The organism is Dyella koreensis (assembly GCF_044904565.1).
GTDB classification, from domain to species: Bacteria; Pseudomonadota; Gammaproteobacteria; order Xanthomonadales; family Rhodanobacteraceae; genus Dyella_D; species Dyella_D koreensis.
In genome coordinates, this window is the sequence record NZ_JADIKD010000006.1 from 32,628 (window position 1) to 53,994 (window position 21,367).

The 21,367-nt window shown below is 61.7% G+C and carries 14 protein-coding genes; 6 read left to right on the plus strand and 8 right to left on the minus strand.

Features of this window, described 5'->3' with window-relative positions; translation table 11 throughout:
* The first annotated feature begins 323 nt into the window (after positions 1–323).
* From ISS97_RS02115 to ISS97_RS02135, 5 genes are all read left to right on the plus strand, one after another.
* Entirely contained in the window at positions 324–2,576 is a 2,253-nt protein-coding gene (locus ISS97_RS02115) for a TonB-dependent receptor (protein ID WP_379984702.1), read from the plus strand.
* Between the two features lie 331 nt (positions 2,577–2,907).
* Positions 2,908–4,881 carry a S1 family peptidase gene (locus tag ISS97_RS02120; RefSeq protein WP_379984703.1) on the plus strand — a complete coding sequence of 658 codons (1,974 nt, stop codon included), beginning with the start codon at positions 2,908–2,910 and terminating at the stop codon, positions 4,879–4,881.
* Between the two features lie 79 nt (positions 4,882–4,960).
* Positions 4,961–5,809, plus strand: a complete 849-nt coding sequence (locus tag ISS97_RS02125) for an alpha/beta hydrolase (protein ID WP_379984704.1) — start codon at positions 4,961–4,963, stop codon at positions 5,807–5,809.
* A gap of 20 nt (positions 5,810–5,829) precedes the next feature.
* Entirely contained in the window at positions 5,830–6,423 is a 594-nt protein-coding gene (locus ISS97_RS02130) for an HAD family hydrolase (protein WP_379984705.1), read from the plus strand.
* 334 nt (positions 6,424–6,757) lie between these two features.
* Positions 6,758–7,744: a transporter gene (locus ISS97_RS02135; RefSeq protein ID WP_379984706.1), complete on the plus strand. Its 987-nt coding sequence runs from the start codon at positions 6,758–6,760 to the stop codon at positions 7,742–7,744.
* Between the two features lie 17 nt (positions 7,745–7,761).
* Here the strand turns inward: ISS97_RS02135 and ISS97_RS02140 are convergent, their stop codons facing one another.
* Complete coding sequence (locus tag ISS97_RS02140; RefSeq protein ID WP_379984707.1) at positions 7,762–11,205, minus strand: ATP-binding protein; 3,444 nt, start codon at positions 11,203–11,205, stop codon at positions 7,762–7,764.
* A gap of 217 nt (positions 11,206–11,422) precedes the next feature.
* Here ISS97_RS02140 and ISS97_RS02145 point away from each other — a divergent pair, with 217 nt between their 5' ends.
* On the plus strand, positions 11,423–12,067 hold the full coding sequence (locus ISS97_RS02145; protein WP_379984708.1) for a response regulator: 645 nt from the start codon (positions 11,423–11,425) through the stop codon (positions 12,065–12,067).
* Positions 12,068–12,338: 271 nt separating this feature from the next.
* On the opposite strand, the gene ISS97_RS02150 is transcribed toward ISS97_RS02145, so the two are convergent.
* The 7 genes from ISS97_RS02150 to ISS97_RS02180 form a co-directional block, all read right to left on the minus strand.
* The gene (locus ISS97_RS02150; protein WP_379984709.1) at positions 12,339–12,509 is read right to left on the minus strand and encodes a hypothetical protein; all 171 of its coding nucleotides are present in this window, start codon (positions 12,507–12,509) and stop codon (positions 12,339–12,341) included.
* 35 nt (positions 12,510–12,544) lie between these two features.
* Positions 12,545–13,240, minus strand: a complete 696-nt coding sequence (locus ISS97_RS02155; RefSeq protein WP_379984710.1) for an Ig-like domain-containing protein — start codon at positions 13,238–13,240, stop codon at positions 12,545–12,547.
* A gap of 8 nt (positions 13,241–13,248) precedes the next feature.
* On the minus strand, positions 13,249–13,800 hold the full coding sequence (locus ISS97_RS02160; protein WP_379984711.1) for an Ig-like domain-containing protein: 552 nt from the start codon (positions 13,798–13,800) through the stop codon (positions 13,249–13,251).
* 160 nt (positions 13,801–13,960) lie between these two features.
* Positions 13,961–14,560 carry a hypothetical protein gene (locus ISS97_RS02165; protein WP_379984712.1) on the minus strand — a complete coding sequence of 200 codons (600 nt, stop codon included), beginning with the start codon at positions 14,558–14,560 and terminating at the stop codon, positions 13,961–13,963.
* A 146-nt stretch (positions 14,561–14,706) separates the two neighbouring features.
* On the minus strand, positions 14,707–16,143 hold the full coding sequence (locus ISS97_RS02170) for an Ig-like domain-containing protein (protein WP_404580015.1): 1,437 nt from the start codon (positions 16,141–16,143) through the stop codon (positions 14,707–14,709).
* 169 nt (positions 16,144–16,312) lie between these two features.
* Complete coding sequence (locus tag ISS97_RS02175) at positions 16,313–19,429, minus strand: Ig-like domain-containing protein (RefSeq protein WP_379984714.1); 3,117 nt, start codon at positions 19,427–19,429, stop codon at positions 16,313–16,315.
* 136 nt (positions 19,430–19,565) lie between these two features.
* The gene (locus ISS97_RS02180; protein ID WP_379984715.1) at positions 19,566–21,338 is read right to left on the minus strand and encodes a TolC family protein; all 1,773 of its coding nucleotides are present in this window, start codon (positions 21,336–21,338) and stop codon (positions 19,566–19,568) included.
* Between the last annotated feature and the right edge of the window lie 29 nt (positions 21,339–21,367).

Here is a 21,367-nt window from a genome sequence, read left to right on the forward strand (position 1 = left end):
TATTCAGCGCGGGCGTCACCGGGTCTATCTGCTCGCAGCTCAAAGCGCACCGACGAAGGCAGGCTGGCTGCCTGCAGAGGAGGCGCGCTGCGGAGATGCGGGCAGATAGACCCGGCCCCACTGCTGAATTCAAAAGATGGGGTGATGTCCAGAAGGCTCGCAGGCCGCGGCGCGCGTCTTGCCAAGGCAGCCAGCCTTGGCTGCGCCACGCACCACAGCCTGCGAGCCTTCTGGACATCATGACGCCCGCGCTGAATAGATCAGGGCATCCCCACGTACTGCGTCCGTTGCTACACCGTTGCCTTCACTTCCAGGGAAAACCCATGACCGTCGCCCACCCGTCGCGGTTCGCCGTGCTTGCCGTTTCCATTGCCCTCGCCCTGTCGGCCGCCGCCGCGCAGGCGCAGGATGCCAACGCCCAGCAGGGCACCGCTCCCGCCAAGAAGAAGCCGGTGGAGCTGCAGGCGGTGAACGTCACCGCTGAAAAGCGCGTAGAGAATCTGCAGAAAGTGCCGATCTCCATGACCGTGCTGACCACGGAAAAACTCGAATCCTTCGGCCAGTCCGGCGACACCGTGCTGCAGCTCGCTTCGCGCGCGCCGAGCGTATACGCCGAGACCTCGTACGGCCGTGAGTTCCCGCGCTTTTACATCCGCGGCCTCGGCAACAGCGATTTCGATCTGAACGCGTCGCAGCCGGTGTCGATGGTGTACGACGACATCGTGCAGGAGAACCCGATCCTCAAGGGCTTCCCGCTGTTCGATCTGGAGCAGGTGGAAGTGCTGCGCGGCCCGCAGGGCACGCTGTTCGGCCGCAACTCGCCGGCCGGCGTGATCAAGTTCGAATCGCGCAAGCCGAGCCAGGAAACCAGCGGCTATGCCCGCGTTTCCTACGGCACGCTGGGTACCGCCAACGCCGAAGCCGCCCTGGGCGGCGCGCTCAGCTCGCATTGGTCGGGCCGCGTGTCCGCGCTGGCGCAGCATCGCGACGGCTGGATCGACAACGACTACACCGGCAAGAAGGATGCGTTGGGCGGTTACAACGACCGCGCCGTGCGCCTGCAGGCGCTGTACGAGAACGGCGACTTCAATGCGCTGATCAACGCCCACGCGCGCTGGCTCGACGGCAGCGCCATGGTCAACCGCGCCAATGCGATCGAGCTGGGCGAGAACAGCTTCGTGCCGGGCTTCGACCGCTACAAGGTGATCCAGGACGGCAAGAACAAGCAGCATCTCTTCAGCTGGGGCAGCAACCTGCACCTCAACTGGAAGCTCGGCGATTACACCCTCACCTCGATCACGGGCCTTGAGCGCGCCACCACCTACAGCCTGGGCGACGTGGACGGCGGCATCGCCATTCCGCACAACCCGAGCCAGCAGTCCGCAGTGACGCCGTTCCCGTCCGAGACCGCCGACGCGCTGCCGCATGATCGCCAGATCACCCAGGAATTCCGCCTGGCCAGCGATCCCAAGGAGCGCCTGAGCTGGCAGGTCGGTACCTACTACTTCGACGAAGACATCCAGATCAGCAACTTCTCGTACGACACGCTCAACAACCACGCGCTCAACGGCTACGCCAACCAGACCCAGCGCACCAAGGCCTGGGCAGTGTTTGCCTCCACTGACTACAAGATCACCGACGACTTCGACGTGCGCGCCGGTGCGCGCTACTCGCACGACTCGCGCACCTTCCGCGTGGATCGCCTGCTGTCGCCGATCGGCGGCGGCCCGCTGACGCTCGGCGCCGATCCGCATGACTCGCGCTGGAGCGGCGACCTCACCGGTACCTGGACGATCAACCCGAACGTCAACGTCTACGGCCGCATCGCCAATGGTTTCCGCGCGCCGAGCGTGCAGGGCCGCGTGCTGTTCGCCAACAGCATCTCGCAGGCCAAGCCGGAAACCATCACCTCGTACGAGCTGGGCATCAAGACCACCGGCATGGACAACCGCGTGCGCTTCAACGCCGACGTCTACGCCTACAACATGCACAACCAGCAGCTCACCGCGGTGGGCGGCGACATCAACGTCACCCGCCTGCTCAACGCCCGCAAGACCCAGGGCTACGGCGGCGAGTTCGACCTGGAGGCCTACCTCACGCCGAACTTCATCGTCACCGCCGGCGGCAGCTACAACCACACCAAGCTGAAGGATCCGACCCTGGCAGTTGCGCCGTGCGGTGCCCAGTGCACGGTGCTCAACCCGTTGGACGCGAACGGCAATGCACTGGTCAACGGCAACCCGCTGCCCAACGCACCGAAGTGGATCGGTACCCTCACCGCGCGCTACGGCATCCCCTATGGCGAGAGCGGCGAGTTCTTCGTCTACACCGACTGGAACTACCGCAGCGACGTGAACTTCTTCCTCTACGAGTCGAAGGAGTTCCAGAGCAAGCCGTTCCTCGAAGGCGGCCTGCGCGTCGGCTACAACTGGGACTTCGGCAAGCGTGAGGTGGCGCTGTACGGCCGCAACCTCACCAACAAGCGCGTGATCACCGGCGCCATCGACTTCAACAACCGCACCGCGTTCGTGAATGATCCGCGTGTGATCGGCGTGGAATTCCGCGCCGACCTGTAAGGCTGGAAACAGGTGGCGCCATCGCACCCGATGGCGCCACTCCCCGAATCGGTAGGAGCGCACCTTGTGCGCGAAACGGCCCGCCAGGGCCGTACTCTGGTTGGGTAAGGCAGCGGCCCTGCGGGCCGTTTCGCGCACAGGGTGCGCTCCTACGGGGGGAGCGCTTCCAGGGTCCTGCGACGGCCACCAATGCGCATGCAGACGACACAAGCCCATGTCACTATGCGCGCAGTTCGTCGCGAGCAGGATGCCCGGAGGGGGTGCCGGCGGCGGCTTCATGCGCGGGATACGTATGCACAAAGTGATGGGGTGGTTTGGACGGGCCGATGGAATGGCCTTGGCAGTGCTGCGTCGGGCGGCGGCGTTGGTCATCTGTTTGACGGCAGTGTCTGCCGTCCATGCCGCCAGTCTGGATGCCGGCCTGCTGCCCAGGATTCAGGGCGCCACCTTCGAAGTGGTGGCCGCCAAGCCGGTCAACGATCCGCTGACCTACGAAAAGCCCCTGCCGCTGGACCTGCTTCCCTATCAGGAGCGCAACGACAAGTACCACTCCATCGGCACCGCGTTTGCGATCGGCCATAACCGCTATGTGACCGCAGGCCATGTGTTGCTGGCCGGCGTCGACAGTTTGTGGGGCGCGCCGTCGCTGCGTGACGCGGGCGGCCACGTCTATGCCATCGACAAGGTGGAGAAGTTCGATCTGCGCCGCGACTTCGTGGTGTTCTCGCTGACCGGCGATCCGGCACCTTCTCCGCTGGACGTGGACACCAAGCCGGTGCTCAACCAGGAGGTCTACGCTGTCGGCAACGCGCTGGGTACCGGCGTGGTGATTCGCGATGGCCTGTACACCTCCGACACCCCGGAGCAGCAGGATGGCGCGTGGAAGTGGATGCGCTTCTCCGCCGCGGCCTCGCCGGGCAATAGTGGTGGCCCGTTGCTCAATAAAGAGGGCAAGGTCATCGGCGTGGTGCTGATGAAATCGGCCAACGAGAATCTCAACTACGCGCTACAGATCGGCGACGTACTGAATGCGCCGTCCGGCCAGGCGGTGCTCGACCAGCGTGTGCCGTATCAGTTGGACATTTTCAACACCACGCTGAGCAACCAGCTCAAGAGCCAGTTCGCATTGCCGCTCAGTCTTGCCGATTTCTTCAGTGAGTATCAGAAGCGGTTTGATGGTTATGTCGATGCGCAGCTCAAGGAAATCCTGGCCAAGGATGCCGACAAGATGTTTCCGCACGGCGAGAGTTCCAACCGGCTGCTGTACGGCCAATCCTGGACGAACACCGTGCCCGGCCTGATCGCACGTAGCAGCACTGGCGAATGGGGCTTGAGCGTCAAGGAAAGCAACCGGATGTCGCTGGCCGCGAACGGCTACGTGCAGGCCGGCGTGTTGAACCACACTTTCTTCTTCCATCTGCGGCGGCCGGACACCTTGCCGGCGAGCAAGCTCTACAGCGATCCGCTGGCGCTCGCCGAACAGCTGTGCAAACTCGGCATCTTCATGCGGCCGGTGGGTTCGGAGCAGATCCGCATCACCTCGCTAGGCAAACCGGTGACTGATACCGTGCACACCGACCAGTGGCAGCGCCGCTGGCAGTTGCGCGTGTGGGCGCTGCCGTTCGCCAATACCAAGGTGGTGACCTACGCGCTGCCGGTGCCGGATGGCTACGCGATGCTCATGCGTTTCGCCATGCCGGGCAACAGCTACGACACCACGGCCGACATGCGCGTGCTGACGGACTTTGTCTCGGTCGGTTACGACGGCACTCTGGCGCAGTGGAAGGAGTACCTGCAGAACACCTCGCTGCTGCCGTCTGCGTTCAAGGACATCCATATCGACATCGATTACCAGCACCGCTTCAGCTACACCTCGAAGCGGCTGGCCTTCGCCTTCGCGCCCGATCTGCAGAAGATCGAGCCGGACAGCGTGCTGACCCTGGGTGCGGGCTTCCTGCCCGACCACGGCAAAGTGGTGTGGGACGTCAACACGCTGTCGATGCGCGCCAACCAGCAAGACCCGGACCGCCTGCATATCGAGCGCAACGTGGCTCCGCCGGCCGACATGGACGACAGCTTCAAGAGTTATTGGGACAAGCTGCAGAAGCGTCGCCATCCCTATGAGGGCGTGGCCTACACCACCGACGGTGAGACCAATATCGCGGCGCCGGCCGGTGATGGTCAGAGCGCGTCGTCCGGTGTGCTGTACTCGGTGTTCTATGTCATGGCCGGCACGCAGTCGCAGGACACCATGAAGCCCAAGCTCGATCTGTTGCTCAAGGACATTCAGATCAAAGAGCATTGAACGGCGGTTCGCGCATCGGCGACGCTCGATAGCGTTCGCCCTTGCCGCGGCGGGCAACCACAGACAGTACGAACAGACCATGCAAGCAGCGACGGACAACGCCAACACGATGAGCTGGGCCACCATGTCCGACGGCTGCCAGCTGGCCGTACGCGACTGGCCACATGCGCGCATGCGCGGCGCCGTGCTGATCGTGCATGGCCTGGGCGAGCACAGCGGCCGCTACCAGCGATTGGCGCAGTGGTTTCATACGCGCGGCTATGCGGTGCGCAGCTACGACCAGCGCGGACATGGCCAGAGCGAAGGCCAGCGCGGCGCGCTGGATCATCCTGGCGATCTGCTCGAAGACCTCGCCGTGGTCTACAACAGCTACGCCACGCAGTTGCCGCAGGCGCCGCTGTTGCTCGGACACAGCATGGGCGGCCTGGTCGCCGCGCGCTGCGTGCTCGACCGCCGCATCACGCCGCCCGCGCTGATGTTGTCCTCGCCAGCCTTGCGCTGCCATGAGCCGGCGTGGCTGCAGAAGTTGGCCGGCTGGCTGGCCAAAGTGGCGCCGCGCCTGCCGTTGAACAACGGGCTCAAGCTCGACAAGTTGTCCCATGATCCACAGGTAGTGACGGACTATCGCGTCGATACGGCGTGCCACCGCCGCATCACGCCGCGCATGGCTGATTTCATCTTCAGCGCCGGAGCGGCCTGTATCGCCGACGCCAGTCGGCTCAACTTGCCGACGCTCTTGCTAGTGTCCGGGCCTGATGGTCTGGTCGATTCCTCCGGTAGCCGCGACTTCGCCAGCGCCGCCTGGGCCGGCAACCATCTCACCACGCGTTTCTTCGACACGCTCTACCACGAGCTCTTCAACGAGGCCGAGCCAGGACGCAGCCAGGTGCTGAAGCAATTGGGCGACTGGTTGCAGAAGCTGCCGTAATCGGCTGGCAAGGATGCCCTATGAATCTCGCGCTCTTCGATTTCGACGGCACCATCACCACGCGCGAAATGTTCGCGCCCTTTGTGCGTTTTGCCGTGCCATCGGGTCGGCGCATGCTCGGCAGTGTGGTGTTCGCGCCGATATACGCCGGCTACAAGCTGGGCGTGGTTTCCGGCAACGCGATCCGTTCCAGCGTCGTGCGCTTCAGTTTCAGCGGCGTTGCTGTGGACACGGTGCATGAGGCGGGAAGGCGCTTTTCCGACGACATCCTGCACGGTGTTGTGCGCCCGCACGCACTCGAGCGCATGCGCTGGCATCAGGCGCAGGGCGATACCGTGGCCATCGTTTCCGGCGGCCTCGATGTCTACCTGACGCATTGGTGCCGGCAGCACAACGTCGATCTGATCTGCTCGCGACTGGAAACCAGGGACGGGCATCTCACTGGCCGCTATATCGGCGAGCAATGTGTCGGCGAGGAAAAAGCCCGGCGCATACGCGAGCGTTACGACCTGGGCGGTTTCGGGCAGCTCTATGCGTACGGCGATACGCACGAGGACATGGCGATGCTCGCGCTGGCGCATCGGAAATATTACCGATGGGAAGAAATGGCCTGACCCGCGAATGCCTCGTGTCAGCTTCGCCGAAGCGCGAGCGCTGCAGTCGCCCTGATTAAGCCCGCAATAGCCACTAACGCGAAAAATGTGTCGCTAGTGGCATGCCAAGAAACAGAGTGTTGTGCTTCACTCCGGTAGACACACTTTGTGTTTGCGCGGCCTTCCCCCGGCCACATCTTCTGGCACATGCGCGGCGGTCGCCGCAGGTCGCCTACTCCGCGATCCGAAGGGTGGCGTCGGAGTAGCGTCATCAGGGATGTGGGTGAGTGTTTGGCTTGGCTTCTTTCGATGCGTTGCGAGGCATGTCATGAATTTCCCTGTGCGGACCGCCACCGTGTCCCGTCATCGACGATGGATTGGCTGGTGTGTGTTCGGCCTGCTGGCCCTTCCCTTTGCCGCGTGGGCGCAGAGTGCCCCGGTGGACTCTGCGCCGTCCGCGCCTGAACGGCAGTCGCGCGACAACGCGTGGTGGACCGGCCCAATGCTGGCGAACTCGGCGGCGACCTTGCCGCAAGGCCATTATCTGATCGAGCCTTATCTGTTCGATGCGCACTCGAAGCACGCTGACGGTTTCGGCTCGCTCACGTACATCAACTACGGCCTGATGGACCGGCTGACGATCGGCGCAATTCCGGTGTTCGGCTACAACCGCGTCGACGGTGGCCCCAGCGCGTCCGGTATCGGTGCGGGCGACCTGAGCCTGCTGGCGCAGTACCGGCTCACGCAGTTTCAGGAAGGCAGCTGGCTGCCGACCATCTCGATCCAACTGGAAGAAACCTTTCCTACTGGCAAGTACGACCGCCTGCGCAACCGACCCGCGGATGCGCAAGGCAGCGGCGCCTACACCACGATTCTGCAGATCAACACGCAAACGTATTTCTGGATGCCCACCGGACGCATCCTGCGCATGCGCTTCAACGTATCGCAGGCGTACTCACGACGGGTGGACGTCACGGGCGTCAGCGTCTACGGCACCGGCCAGGGTTTTCGTGGGCACGCCAAACCGGGCAGTTCGTTCTATGCCAACGCGGCATGGGAATACAGCCTGACGCAGAACTGGGTGCTGGCGCTCGATCTGACCTATCGCCATAACCGCAATACGCGGGTGAGCGGCACGGATACCTCCGATCCCCTCGGCCTGCCGGGGCAGCAAGTGGTCCGGGCGAACTCCGGACCCAGTGTCGCCTTCGCCTTCGCGCCGGCCATCGAATACAACATCAATGCCAACCTCGGCGTGTTGTTCGGCACGCGCGTGATCCTGGGCAATCGCCGCACCGAGCGCAGCGTCACCCCGGCGCTGGCCATCAACTACGTGCATTGAGACTGCGCTTTGGCGGTCTACGCTTCCAGTTGAACCACGTAGGTGTTCGCCACACGAATGAACGTGGTGAGTGCTTCGCCATACTCAGCGATGCCGTCGTTCTCTATGGCGTTCATCAGGTCCTTGGCGTGCTCTGCCAGATCCGCCTCGCCGATGTTGTCGACGGCACCGGCGATGCGGTGCAGCCTTTCGCGCACGATGAGTGCGTCGCCCGTGGTGATGGCGGTGTCCAGGGCGGCAAGGTCCTCACGCATGGCGGGAATCAGGCTGTCCACAATCTGAGTGACCAGCGACTCGGAGCCGAAACGCTGCAACAACGATGCTCTTGGCGGGGTCTGGGGCGCCGACGCCACGGACGATCCAGCCAGATCGGCTACGAGCCGCTTTGCCGCGGCAGACAGCCAGGGTGACGTGGCCTGCCGCAACTCCACCAGATTGACCGGCTTCACCAGGAAGTCATCCATGCCCGATTCGCGGCACAACTCGGACTCCCCACTGACCGCGCTTGCGGTCAAGGCGATGATGGGGATGCGCGGCAACGAACTACTTGCTTCCTCATGGCGACGCTCACGCGCAAAGGTATAGCCATCCATCACCGGCATGTGGCAATCGGTGATGACCAGGTCGTAATGCCGCATGCGCAAAGCTGCCAGTGCGGCGGCGCCATCTGCGACCACGTCGCAGGTCACGCCAAGCTGCTCGATGCGCCAACGCATCAGGGCCTGGTTGGTCGGGTGATCCTCGGCAATCAGCACGTGGGCGCCAGCCCAATCGGCCTGCATGATCGACGTGTCGGCCGGTACGCTGGAGTGCTTGCGGATGCTAGCCGCTTTGGCGTCGCCCTGGCAGGCCGGTAGCGTAAAGGTGACATCCACGCGGGTGCCCTGGTGCAACGCGCTGGTCAGGGTGATCTCGCCACCCATCAGGTGCGCCAGCCGTTGGCAAATGCTCAGGCCGAGGCCGGTACCGCCGTAATGCCGCTGCGTGGAGATCTCGGCCTGGGTAAACGGCCGGAACAGGCGCTCCTTCTGCTCGTCCGAAACGCCTATACCCGTGTCGATCACCGACAGGTGCAAATGCTGTTGCTGCGATTCCTCCTGCAGCACGGTCAGCAGGATTGTCACGCCGCCTTGGGGGGTGAACTTGATCGCGTTACTGAGCAGGTTGAACAGGATCTGCCGCAGGCGGACGCCGTCGGCCAGATGGGCGGTGGCTACCCGCGCGTCGATACTGTTGGTAATGCGCAACTGCTTGTCCGCCGCCTGCGCCGAAAGCATCTGCTGCACGTTGTCGATCACATCGCGTAGGTGAATGGGTGTGGCGTCCAGCGTCAGGGCGCCCGCCTCGATCTTGGAGAAGTCCAGGATGTCGTCGATGATCTGACGCAGCATCTGCGCGGAGTCTTCGATGGTCTCCAATACGCGCTTCTGCTCGCCGTCGAGACCGGTATGCGCCAGCACTTCAAGCATGCCGAGCACGCCGCTCATCGGCGTGCGGATCTCGTGGCTCATGGTGGCAAGGAATTCGGCTTTGGCGGCCGCGGCACGTTCGGCCTCGGCTTTGGCGGCGACGAGGGCTTCCGACTGAGCTCGTGCTTCGGTCACGTCGATCCAGAAACCGCTCCACAACTGCATGCCGTGATCGGATTCATGCAGCCGCCCGCGAGAACGGATCCAGCGCCAGCCCTCGCTGGATTTCGCGCGAAAATCGATGGCGACGTTGTCAAGCGTTGCCGATGCGCGCTCCAGCGCCTGCTGCAGCACGGGCTGGTCGTCCGGATGAACCAGCGAAAGCAGGTAGCGTTCGTCGCGTATCGCTTCATCGGCGGTCGTCCCAAACATCGACGGCATGTCACCCGCGATGAAGGGGAAGGAGAAATGTCCATCGGGCGTGCGGCGCAACTGATAGACCACCGCTGGCAAGTTGTCCGTTACCTTCGCAAGCAGCTTCTCGACGCGTCGCCGCTCCTCTACCTCGCGCCGCAAGCGCCAATAGCCGATGGCGGCGACCAATGCCGCGGTCAACAGCACCAGCACCAGGGGCAGCAACCACTTCAGCGTGGCGTGCCAGTCGATTCCGCTTCGGTACTCCACGCCCATCCATGCGCCGCGCAGTGATGCGCGCTCGCGCTGGGACATCATGCCGTGCATGCGATCGAATACCTGGGTCGCCGCCGCATATTCGGGGCGCACTGCAAAAGCAAGCTCGTCATTGATGCTGGCGGGAGCGGCGATATGCAAGCTGCCGGAGTAGTGCTCCTGCACCAGCCGGTCCACCACCGCGAGATTGCCGATGAAGGCGTCCGCGTCGCCACTGTTGACCAGCGACAAGCCTTCATAGACGTTGTGTGCGGGGACGATCCGCGCATTGGGTGCCTGCGCCAATACCGCCGGAGCCATGCGATCGGGGTCGGATAGCGCGATGCGCCCTTGACCAAGATCGTGGATGTCGCGCACGGGATAGCTGCCTTCGCGCGTGACGATAACGTCGGCCACCGTCGCGAAAGACTTGCTGAAGACCCATACGTTGTTGAGTGTGGGTGTGCCGATGGGCATGCCCATGACGGCATCGACGCTGCCCCTGTGGATCTTGTCCTTCATTTCCGCCAGGTCTTTCGCCACGATCACTTCAAACTTGACACCGGCATCGCGAAAACGGTGCAGATATTCCCCGGCGAGTCCGGTGGGCTCACCCTTTGCATCCAGAAACGACAAGGGCGGAAAGTTCGCCAGAAAGCCGATTCTGAGGGGCTTGGCAAGCTCCGCCGATTCGGAAGGCGTTAGCGAGGGCTGCTCGCCCGCTGTCCATGGCAGCGCCGGCAGCCAGCGCTGCCTGATGGCCAGCACCTGCGCCTGTGGCATGGCGGACAGCGCTGCATCTATAGCTCCTGCCAGCGGCTCCTTGGAGTGAGGCACGCCAAAGTGAAGCTTGGACAGCGGTATCTCGTTCTGCTGAATCAGGCCGAGCCCCTGGATGTTGTACTTGTGAACCAGCGCATTAATGAGATACGGGTTGCCTAGATAGACGTCCGCGTGTCCATGGGAAACCATGTGCAGGGCATCGGCGGTGTTGTCCGCCTCCAGCGGAATCGCATTCGGATAGCGTTCGCGCACGCCTTCGTTGGTATAGAAGCCACGCTCTACGGCGATACGCAGACCGGCCAGATTGGTGTTGACGGTCGGCCGCTCATCGTCGATACGGGCGGCCAAAGCCGCGGGCGTCTGGATGTAAGACTGCGTGAAGGCCAGGCACTTCGTGCGCTCTGCCGTGATCATCAGATTCATGATCACATCGATCTCGCCCCGACAGGCCGCGTCCAGTTCTTCGGCAAGGCTGTTGTACTTATGTGGCTCCACACGCAAGCCAAGATTCGCTGCAATAGCTACCAGGTAGTCGTAGCTGAAACCTTCGGGCCGTCCGTCGCGAAACACTTCAAAGGGCGGCGTATCGTCGCTGTACAAGCCCACTCTTATGACGGGGTGATCCTTCACCCATTGTGCTTGCTTCGGGTTAAGCGAGACCTCTAGGGCAGATGCGACGGTCGTGCCGGTGAGCCATAAAAAGACGGTCAGAAAATGACGAAAAGCAAGGCGATGGAACATCCGACGCGGATACCTGAAATATCCTAACGCCCTCCAGTCATCGCACTTTATTCCCCTACGCCTTGAGTCACTATTCATGTCTATTCGCATCATTCTTGCCGATGATCATCCCGTAGTCCGCATCGGTACGCGGGCTGTCATCGAAGCTAGTGGAGTTGGTGACATCGTGGCCGAAGCCAGCAATGTGGATGAGCTGCTGAGCCATCTGGGCAAGCATCCATGCGACGTCCTGGTGACGGACCTATCGATGCCAGGGAGCAAACATTCCGATGGCTATACGATGATGGAGCGAATCCGACGGAGCTATCCGACTCTTCCTATTTTGATGCTCAGCGTCTCCAGCAACGTCGGAATTCTCCGAATGGTGTCGTCACTCGGCGTGCTGGGGCTGATTGACAAAGGCTCTTCGATGAACGAATTGCCTGTCGCTATTCAGACGGTGCACAAAGGCAGCTCCTACATCAGCGGAACGCTAAAGAGGCTCGCCTCCGAGATGGACGTGTCAGGCATGTCTGGCGATGGAAAAAAACCGCTTTCGCCCCGTGAAATAGAAGTGCTCCGACTGATCGCTTCGGGTCTGAAGGTCAAGCAAATCGCCGATCAGCTTAACCGCGGCGTCACCACGATCAGCAAACAGAAAAGCGATGCTATGCGAAAGATCGGCATCCGCAACGATGCGGAATTATTTGACTACCTGAGAAGGCAAGGCTTCTCCAGCTGACTCCGATTCGCGTGGTGTAAATGCAGCATGCCGTTGGTGTCGGCGAAAGCGGATGGCGTGATTTCGTTGAGCGTGTCGGCCATAAACGTTTCTGATTAATTGTCGAATCTCACCTACGAACGCGGTTAGCACCCTCCCCGTGGGGCAAGCAGGGGGAGGAGAAAGGTGCGAACACCTGAGATTCCGCGCCAACCAGGTAGCCCTTTGTTCGCTCATATGCATAACGCATGCGATGCACGCCAACTATGAGACGGCGCGCATCGCAAGACACTTAGATCACGGCATGCGCATGCATCTTCTCATGCGGCAACACCAGGTTGGCGTTGAGCGATGCAACGTCGTACGTGGCAACACTCGCGCCATTCACGACGGCGATATCAGTCATCGCCGTTTCCACGTCATGCACGCCAAGCTGTGCGTTGTCATGGCTGTGATTCGTCATGAGAAAATCGCTATCTGCCGTACTAAATACATCATTCAAAGACGGCAGCCCATCCTGGCCGCTCGGCGTCGGTGCACTCTCGACGTTGATGACGAACTCGTCGCTGCTGGGCTGCCGTCGCTCACTGAAGCCGTGAAGACGTGCTTTCCATCCTGCAATGGCGACTCGGGCTTGAAACTCCAGTTGCCAAGATCGTCGGTACGCACCTCGCCCACGACATGTCCATCCATCTCGATCGACAACAAGGTGTTGGCGGCCCCTCTCCCGCGCAACCTCACATGCGTGCCGTCTGTGGATTCGCCATTGCGCACATAGCCGTGGATCGGGCCAAACGCATCAAGTCCATAGATGATGACCGGTGCCGCCACCGGCGGTGCTGGCACATCCGCGATGGTGATCTCAAAGGGCTCACTGGCCTGGCCGTACTGGGCGATCGCCTTGAGGTAATGCACCCCTGCGTCAAGGTGACCGTTGACCTGAAATGTCCAGTTGCCATAGGGCTCGGTGCTTACAGAACCCAATACCGTTCCGTGATCATCCACGATCGTCACCAGGGTGAACGGCTCGGCTGTGCCGCGCAACATCGGAGACGCATCATCGGTCGTCGCGCCAGAGGAAAGCTCGCCTTGTGGGCTACCTACGTTGTCGTAGGCAGCATCGATCGTCAAGGCCGACGGTGGCGCAAGTACATCGACAAAGATATCGAAAGGTTCACTGTCCTTGCCATCCACCGATGCGATCAGGCTATGTACGCCACGAGTCCGTTCTCGGGCATGAAGGTCCAATAGCCCCATGGGTCGGCCTGCGCTACGCCAAGCACGGTATCGCCATCCATGATCGTCACGTGACTGTTGGCTTCCGCCATGCCTTCCAACGTCGGGCGGGCATCGCCAGTGGATGCGTTCTTCTCCACATACTCACGATAGATGTCATCGTAGATGGCGTTGATCACCAGCTGCCCTGGCACGACGTGGGACGTGTCGATGGTGATCGCCACGTTGTCCGAAGGGTTACTTGTCCCTTCGTCGGTGGTGGCCGTCACATGGATGGAATGCGGGCCATCGCCCAGAGGTTTCGGTAGCACAAAGGTCCATTGGCCTGCGCTGTCGGCACGTGTCGTACCGATTACCTTGCCTTGATCGTCGTAAAGGGTGACCAGGCTGTCCGGTGTGGCTTCGCCGTCGAATCGGGGGCGTGCATCGTCTGTTTCGCCATGAACGAATCCTTGATGATCGCCAACCTTGTCGTGAATCCCGGTTATTTCTGCGTAGAGTGCATTGGCGTCGTTCATCATTCTCGCATCCCTTTAGTTATGTTTTGCCGCCATGTCATGGCGTTTTTCTTTACTGCGGGAAGAAGCCACCCCGGCCGGCATGGCCGGCCGGGGTGGCCGCGATGAAGCCCGAACGTGCGGATCACGGGAATCCGCACGTTCGGCACTCGCACCTACATCACATTACGGCGTGCGCATGCATCTGCTCATGCGGCAACACCAGGTTGGCGTTGAGCGAAACGCCATCGTGCGCGGCCACATTCACGCCATTCGCGACGTGACCGTCCACCGCCACCGCTTCCACGTCATGCACGCTCAGCTGAGTGTTGTCGTGGCTGTGATCCACCGCGAACAGTTCGCCTTCGCCGGAACCAAGCACGTCATTCAGCGATAGGCTGTTGGGCTGATCATGCCCGGTGGAGGTATGGCTGATCGAGAGATCAAATGGCTCGGTCGATTCGCCAGTGGCGTTATTGCGCGCCGTATAGTGGTGCTCGCCATCGTTCGTGCCTATGCCCCGGGGAATGTGGAAATCCCAGTGACCCATCGAATTCACGATGAAACCACCCAGCCAGGTATCGCCATCCCATATGGATACGCCAGTGTTGGGCGGTGCGTCGCCAAACAGATAGAGTTCGCCTTGATAGTCGACATGCCCGTTGTCCGACACAATGCCGTTCGGAGTATCTGCACCGTTAATGCTCAGCGTTGTTGGGGGCGGCGACACATGGGTGTCGATGTTGACCACGAACGGTGCGCTGGTCTGGCCATCCGTCACGGCAACCAGGCTGTGCGTACCATCCTGCAGAGCTTCCGACGGTTTGAACCACTACGAGCCGTCCTTGCTGACCTTGACGGCACCTACTTCGTGGTCGCCGTCATAGATGGTTACCACGCTCCCCGGCGTTCCCTTGCCGCTCAATGTCAGATGTGCATCGTCGGTGGTACCGCCACTGGACACGGAGCCAGTTGCGCCCACNCATAGATGGTTACCACGCTCCCCGGCGTTCCCTTGCCGCTCAATGTCAGATGTGCATCGTCGGTGGTACCGCCACTGGACACGGAGCCAGTTGCGCCCACGGCGTCAAACCCATAGTCGATCACCGGGGCCGGCACATGGGTGTCGATGTTGACCACGAACGGTGCGCTGGCCTGGCCATCCGTCACGGCAACCAGGCTGTGCGTACCATCCTGCAGAGCTTCCGACGGTTTGAACCACCACGAGCCGTCCTTGCTGACCTTGACGGCACCTACTTCGTGGTCGCCGTCATAGATGGTTACCACGCTCCCCGGCGTTCCCTTGCCGCTCAATGTCAGATGTGCATCGTCGGTGGTACCGCCACTGGACACGGAGCCAGTTGCGCCCACGGCGTCAAACCCATAGTCGATCACCGGAGCCGGCACATGGGTGTCGATGTTGACCACGAACGGTGCGCTGGCTTGACCATCCGTCACGGCAACCAGGCTGTGCGTACCATCGCTCAACGCCGCATCCGGCGTAAACGTCCAGACGCCCTGTTCATTGGCATGGGTCGTGCCCACCGGATTGCCATTGTCATAGATCGTCACCAGGCTGTCGGCAGCGGCCGTACCCTGCAACTGAGGACGGTTGTCGTCGGTGAATCCGCCCGACTGCACACCACCTTGATGGTTACCAGCGTCGTCGTACACGTTGCCGATGACCGGCGCGGGCGCGGGTACCTGGGCAGTGTCGATATTGATCACGTACGATTCGCTGGATTGGCCATCCACCACGGCAGTGAGCTTGTGCTGGCCGTCGCCTAGCGGCGTATCCGGCGTGAAGACCCAGTTGCCGCGGTCGTCGTAAAATTCAGCGTAGCCCAAGAAGTGGCCATTGTCGTAAATCATGACTTTGCTTCCCGGGAGCGCCGAACCCCACAGCTGCGGAGTGTTGTCATCCGTAGTCCCGCCCGGTTGCACGTCACCTTGCGTACTGCCCGCGTTGTCGTACACATCGACAATGACCGGTGGCACATGGGTATCGACGGTAAACACGAAAGGTGCGCCGGGCTGGCCATTTACTTCGGCGACGAGACTGTGCTGGCCGTCGCTCAGCGCGTTATACGGTGTGAAGAAGTAGTTCCATGCGCCGTTCGCATCGGCCTGGGCCGTGCCAACGATCTGGCCGTTGTCGTAGATCGTTACCGTGCTTCCTGGTGCTGCCGAACCGCTTAGCGCCGGACGGTTGTCATCAGTAGTGTCACCCGGGTAAAGGGTGCCCTGCTCGTTACCAACGTTGTCGTACAAATAAAAACCGATCTTCGGAGACGACTCTTGGGTGTCGTTGAAGAGTGGCGTCGAGAGAAGTTCGGTGAACTGTGGGTTGACTTGATCAGTCATGTTGTGAAGACCTCTTTCAATTTAAGGTGAAATGTCTGCCCGCGATTTGTTTCGAAGCAGTCCGATGGCCATCGGACTGCTTGCCCCCTCCTTGCGGTACGTCAGGAGGAAGCAGCGGATACCCGGGCGCGTCGACAGAACATCGAAGCGCCCGGCACCTGCACTTACCTCACATCACGGCATGCGCATGCGTCTGCTCATGCGGCAACACCAGGTTGGCGCTGAGCGAGCCAGAGTCATGCGTCGCGACACCCACGCCATGCAACGCTTCGCTGTCCACCGCCGCTGCATCTATGTCATGCACGCTCAGCTGTGCGTTGTCGTGGCTGTGATCTGCCGCGAACAGCTCGCCTTCGCCGGAACCAAGCACGTCATTCAGCGATAGCGCGCCGGCATGGCCCTGGGACGAAGGAACCGCGTCGACCTCGAGCTTGAAGATCAGGCTGTAGTTGTCATTGCTCGATGCCGCACTGAGATAGTGCGATCCGTTTTCCAGAGTGGTATCCGGCGTAAACGACCAGCGACCATCGGCACCGACCATAGCGGTGCCAATGGCGGACGTATGAGAGCCGCCGACGGCATCAATGAACAGGTCATAGATCGTCACGACGCTGTTGGGCGCACCCGTGCCATGCAGCGTGGCATGGGCATCGTCTGTGGTGGAGCCACTGGCCAGATCGCCTTGCGAATCGCCGACAGCGTCATGCGCATACGAAATCGTCGGCTGCGGTACGGAATGGTCGACGACAAGCGCAAACGGCGCACTGGCCTTTCCGTCGGGTGAGACCGCGCTGAGGTGGTGCACACCATCACCCAGGTCGGGCGGCGTAAACCACCAGTTGCCGGCGTTGTTCGCCCGCGCGGTGCCAATGGGCGTATCGCCGTCGTAGATCGTTACGAGGCTATTGCCGGCCGCCGTACCCTGCATCTGCGGATGGCCATCGGCCGTGGTGGCGCCATTGGCCAACTCGCCGTGGTAGTTCGGCGTACCAAGATGCTCTTGCACGTGGCTGATCACCGGCGCCGGTGAGACGTAGGGTGGCTGGGTGATGATGAGGAACTGACCGCTGGTCTGACCATCCACCGCGGCTGTCAGCGCATGCCCGCCCGTACCCAGCACCGGCGTGTCGAATGTCCAATGGCCCTGTCTGTCCGTTTGCGTCGTGCCGATCGGCGTTCTGCCGTCATAGATCGTCACGAGGCTGCCGGCCTTTGCCGTGCCTTCCAGCTTCACCTGCGAGTCGTGCGTCGTGCCAAAGGCCTTCATGTCGTGCGAGCCGTCGGCACCGTCGAACACGTGGCCGATCATCGGCGGCTCGGGCGGCGTGACGGGAGCCGGAACGTCGCGGATGTCCATACCGAACGTATTGCTGTCGATACCGTTGGAGTTGCTCACGGTGAAGTGATGCGCACCCGGGTCCAGATCCATCGGGAACGACCAGCGCCCCGTGCCATCGACCGTCGCCGTACCAATCGCCTGGCCGTTGTCGTAGATGGTTACCACACTGCCGGCCATCGCCGTGCCATTCAGGCGCGGATGGTGGTCGTAGATGGCGCCGCCACCCGCGGTGGCGGTTCCTTCATGCCCGTAAACATCGACAAACGTCATCGAATCAATATGGGGTGCTACCGATGCCTGACCGTCCACGATGAAGAAGATCGACTCGACTTCACCACCCGATCGCACCTCAAGCGTGTGAAAGCCGGATGTCAATGCGTCGGGCGTGTATGACCAGTAGCCGTTGGCATCGACCGGTACCGTGCCGAGAAATTGGCCATTCTCGAAGATCGCGACCGAGTCGTTAGGCTCGGCCATGCCATGGAAGGTCGGCTGAGCATCGTTGGTGTGACCACCATAGGCCATGTCGCTTTGCGAGGCGTGATCAAACGCCGACAACGTGAGCGGGTGCTCAAAGCTCGCGGTCCCGTTTGCACCGGGCACGGCGTTAAGCGACAACCCTTCAACGGTGATTTCGAAGGGTGCACTGGTAAGCGCACCATCGTTTGTCACGGCGACAAAGCTATGCGTGCCTTCCGACAAGGTTGCACCTGGCGTCCACGTCCACACACCACGGCTATCGACAAAAGCCGTTCCCACCGCTTCATTCCCTTCATAGATGGTCACGAAACTGTTGGGAGCACCCGTACCCGTGAAGGTCGGGCGGTCGTCATGGGTGGTTCCGCCCGTAAGCAACTGGTTGAGCTCATACGGACCGTCGTTACTGACAAGCGCGCCATTGATGATCGGCTCGGGGTGGATGTAATCGCCATGGACCACATTCAGGTCGAACGGTGCGCTGGCGCTGCCGCTTTCCGAAATAACGGACAAGTGGTGCCTGCCTTCGCCCAGCTCGCTTTGCCATTCCCAGAAACCCTGGTCATTCGTGCGCGCCGTGCCCAGAACCTGGTCACCATCCATGATGGTGACCACGCTGCCCGGCGCTGCCGTACCCACGATGTGGGGGCGCGTTTCGTCGGTGGTTTCACCGCTGGACAGATATCCCTGCACCGTACCGCTATGGTCCAGTACGGAGCTGATCGCCGGTGCTGAGACCTCTGGCGATTGAACGTTGAGCTGCTTCAGGTGCACATCGGCGGTCGTGCCCGATGCCACCAGCTCGTGTGAGTTATCGGCACTGTCGTGCGCATGGACGTTTTCTGGTGTCTGTGTGATTGGGCTTTCGACCAAAACGCCGAACGTATTACTGGTTTGGCCACCTGATCGCACTTGATACGAGTGAGGGCCCACGCTTAACGGCTCAGGCGTAAACGACCAGGTGCCATCAACGCCGGCAACGACCCTGCCCACAATCGTGTTGTATTCAAAGATAACCACCAGATTTCCGGGCGGTGCCGTACCGTGCAGCGTCGGCTGCGGATCGGAAGTGCGACCGTAGGTCGGCACGTCATGGCCGGAGTGATCCTCCGCCGAGGCGATGGTCAGTGCCACTTTGCCAGTACCACCGCTTATATCGAGCTTGAATGGTTCGCCTTGCGAGCCGCCCAGTGCGCTCACGGAATAGCTATGCACGATGTTGCTCAATGCACCTGAAAACGAATACGACCAATGGCCGTCTGCATCCGCCGTGACCGCGCCAATCACCTTGTTGGTGAGGTTGTCGCGAATCAACACGATGCTATTGGGTGCAGCAGTGCCATGCAGGGTGGGGCGTACGTCGTTGGTTGCATCACCGTTGTGAAGCTCGTTGCCTGCGTCGTCTGACGCATAAGCAATGGCAGGGGAAAGCGACGAGGTGTTGTCTGGAAACATGGAGTCCATGCTCATGGTTGGATATTCCTTGGGTAATGAAGTACGGAAGCCGTTTAGGTGAGTCAGATGTATTCCTAGTCGATCGCTCCTCGTTCATGACGAACACGGAATCACGGCAAACAGGAAATCTGGTGACGTGAGCTTCCTTGAATCAGCGCGCTATCCCCAGCCAATCCACCAGCTTTCCCGCTCCGTCGTAGGCGCTGAACACCGCCTCGTACGCATCGAACCGATTGCTGACTTCGCCGATCATGTCGTTGTAGTGATCGGTCTCCGACGTGAGCACGTCGAGCAGGCTGCGTTTGCCCAACTGGTACCACTGTTCGAACATCGCCTTGCGCACCAGCAGGGTTTCGTTGGAGAGATCGGCATACGCTTCAGCGCGCGCGAACGCGTCCACCGCGGTCTGCGCGGCGTCGCGCACCTGGTATTCGTAGTTGCGCTTGAGTACATCCACCTGTTGGCGGTTCGCATCCACACGCGCTAGCGCCGCGCGATAGGCGGCGCGGTCCGAACCGCCGCTAAACAACGGCCAGCTCAGTTGCAATGAGGTGGCCCAGGGTTGCTGCGGCCCCTGCGCATCGCGGAACGCGGTTTTGCTCACCACCCAGTCCAGGCGAGGCCGCTTGGATGCGCGTTGCGCATCGGCGCTTGTATCCGCGGCCTCCGCGGTGGCTTTGGCCTGCCGGATGGCGGGGTGGTCCTGAAAATCGGCAAGCAGGCGGTTCGCATCGGCCAGCTGGATCGGCCAGATGCCGTCGCCCGGCAACTCAACCGGATGGTCGCCGAGCAGAATGCTCATCTTGATTTCTAGCTGACGCACCTGCGCTGCGCTAGCATCGCGATTAGCCATGGCCTGCAATAACTGCGCCTTGGCCTGCACCCACTCGCTGCGTCGCCCCTGATCCGCTGCCGAAATCTGCGCCAGCATGTCGACCAGGGAGCGCATGCGTTTCACATAGGCGTCGCCAATGGTCGTCATGCTGCGGTACCGGCCCAGCTCCAGCAGAGTCTGGGATACATCCAGCGCGGTCGCTCCCAGCGTGGCTTGATAGCCCTGTTCCGCCGCGTCCGCGAGGTGCCGGGTGCTCTGCACTGCTTTGCGTCCAGTGCCCCAATCAAAGACCGGTGTGGTGACATTCACCGATACCGACGCACCGAGACTCGGGCTGCTCGCTGGCATCGGACCGCCGAAGGTGCGGGTGGGCGATTGGCCGCTGAGCTTTACCTGCGGCAGACGTTGCCCGCGCGCATTATCCACGTCGTAACGGGTGGCCTCCCATTGCGCCAACGCCTGCGTCACATTGGGGCTGCGCTCGGCGGCGATGCGGATCGCATCATGAAAACGCTGCCGCAGTTGGGCATCGGTGATGCCGGACGCATTGCGGCGTGCCGCCTCATCGACCGGCTGGTCGTCGAGCCATTGCGAGAACACCGCTGCTGACACCGTCTGTGGCGTGGTCGTGGACGGCGCACTCGCCAGATTCGACGTATGGACCGGTGCGATCCTGGCGATATTCGTCTCACGCAATGTCACCGGCAACGGTTCGGGCAGCGCCGTCACGGGAGCCGCCGGCTTGCCTGGCGTGGGTGATGCTGACGTCGCCCAGCTCGCTACAGGGCGTGAGGGGATGATCCCGGTGGTGGGAGTGCCCGCTTTTGGCGCTGCCGTTACCGTGCTCGCCGCAGCCACGCGTTCGACAGTGGCGACAGGCGAAGGCGTGTCATCGTCCGGAGTCGCAACAGCTTTGGCTAGTGTTGCCGCCGGTTGCGCAGGCGACGACGCCTTGGTTGCTCGCGACGAGCCGAAATGGATGACGTCAAACTCGTCGCGCCAGGAAGCGTACTTCTTCGGGGCAGCATCCGCCGCGGGTGTGGCGTCGCTGATCGCAGGCAGTGCGAGGCCAAGAAACGCAATGGCCACGGCCAGCGGTCGTCTTCTGATGACCACGT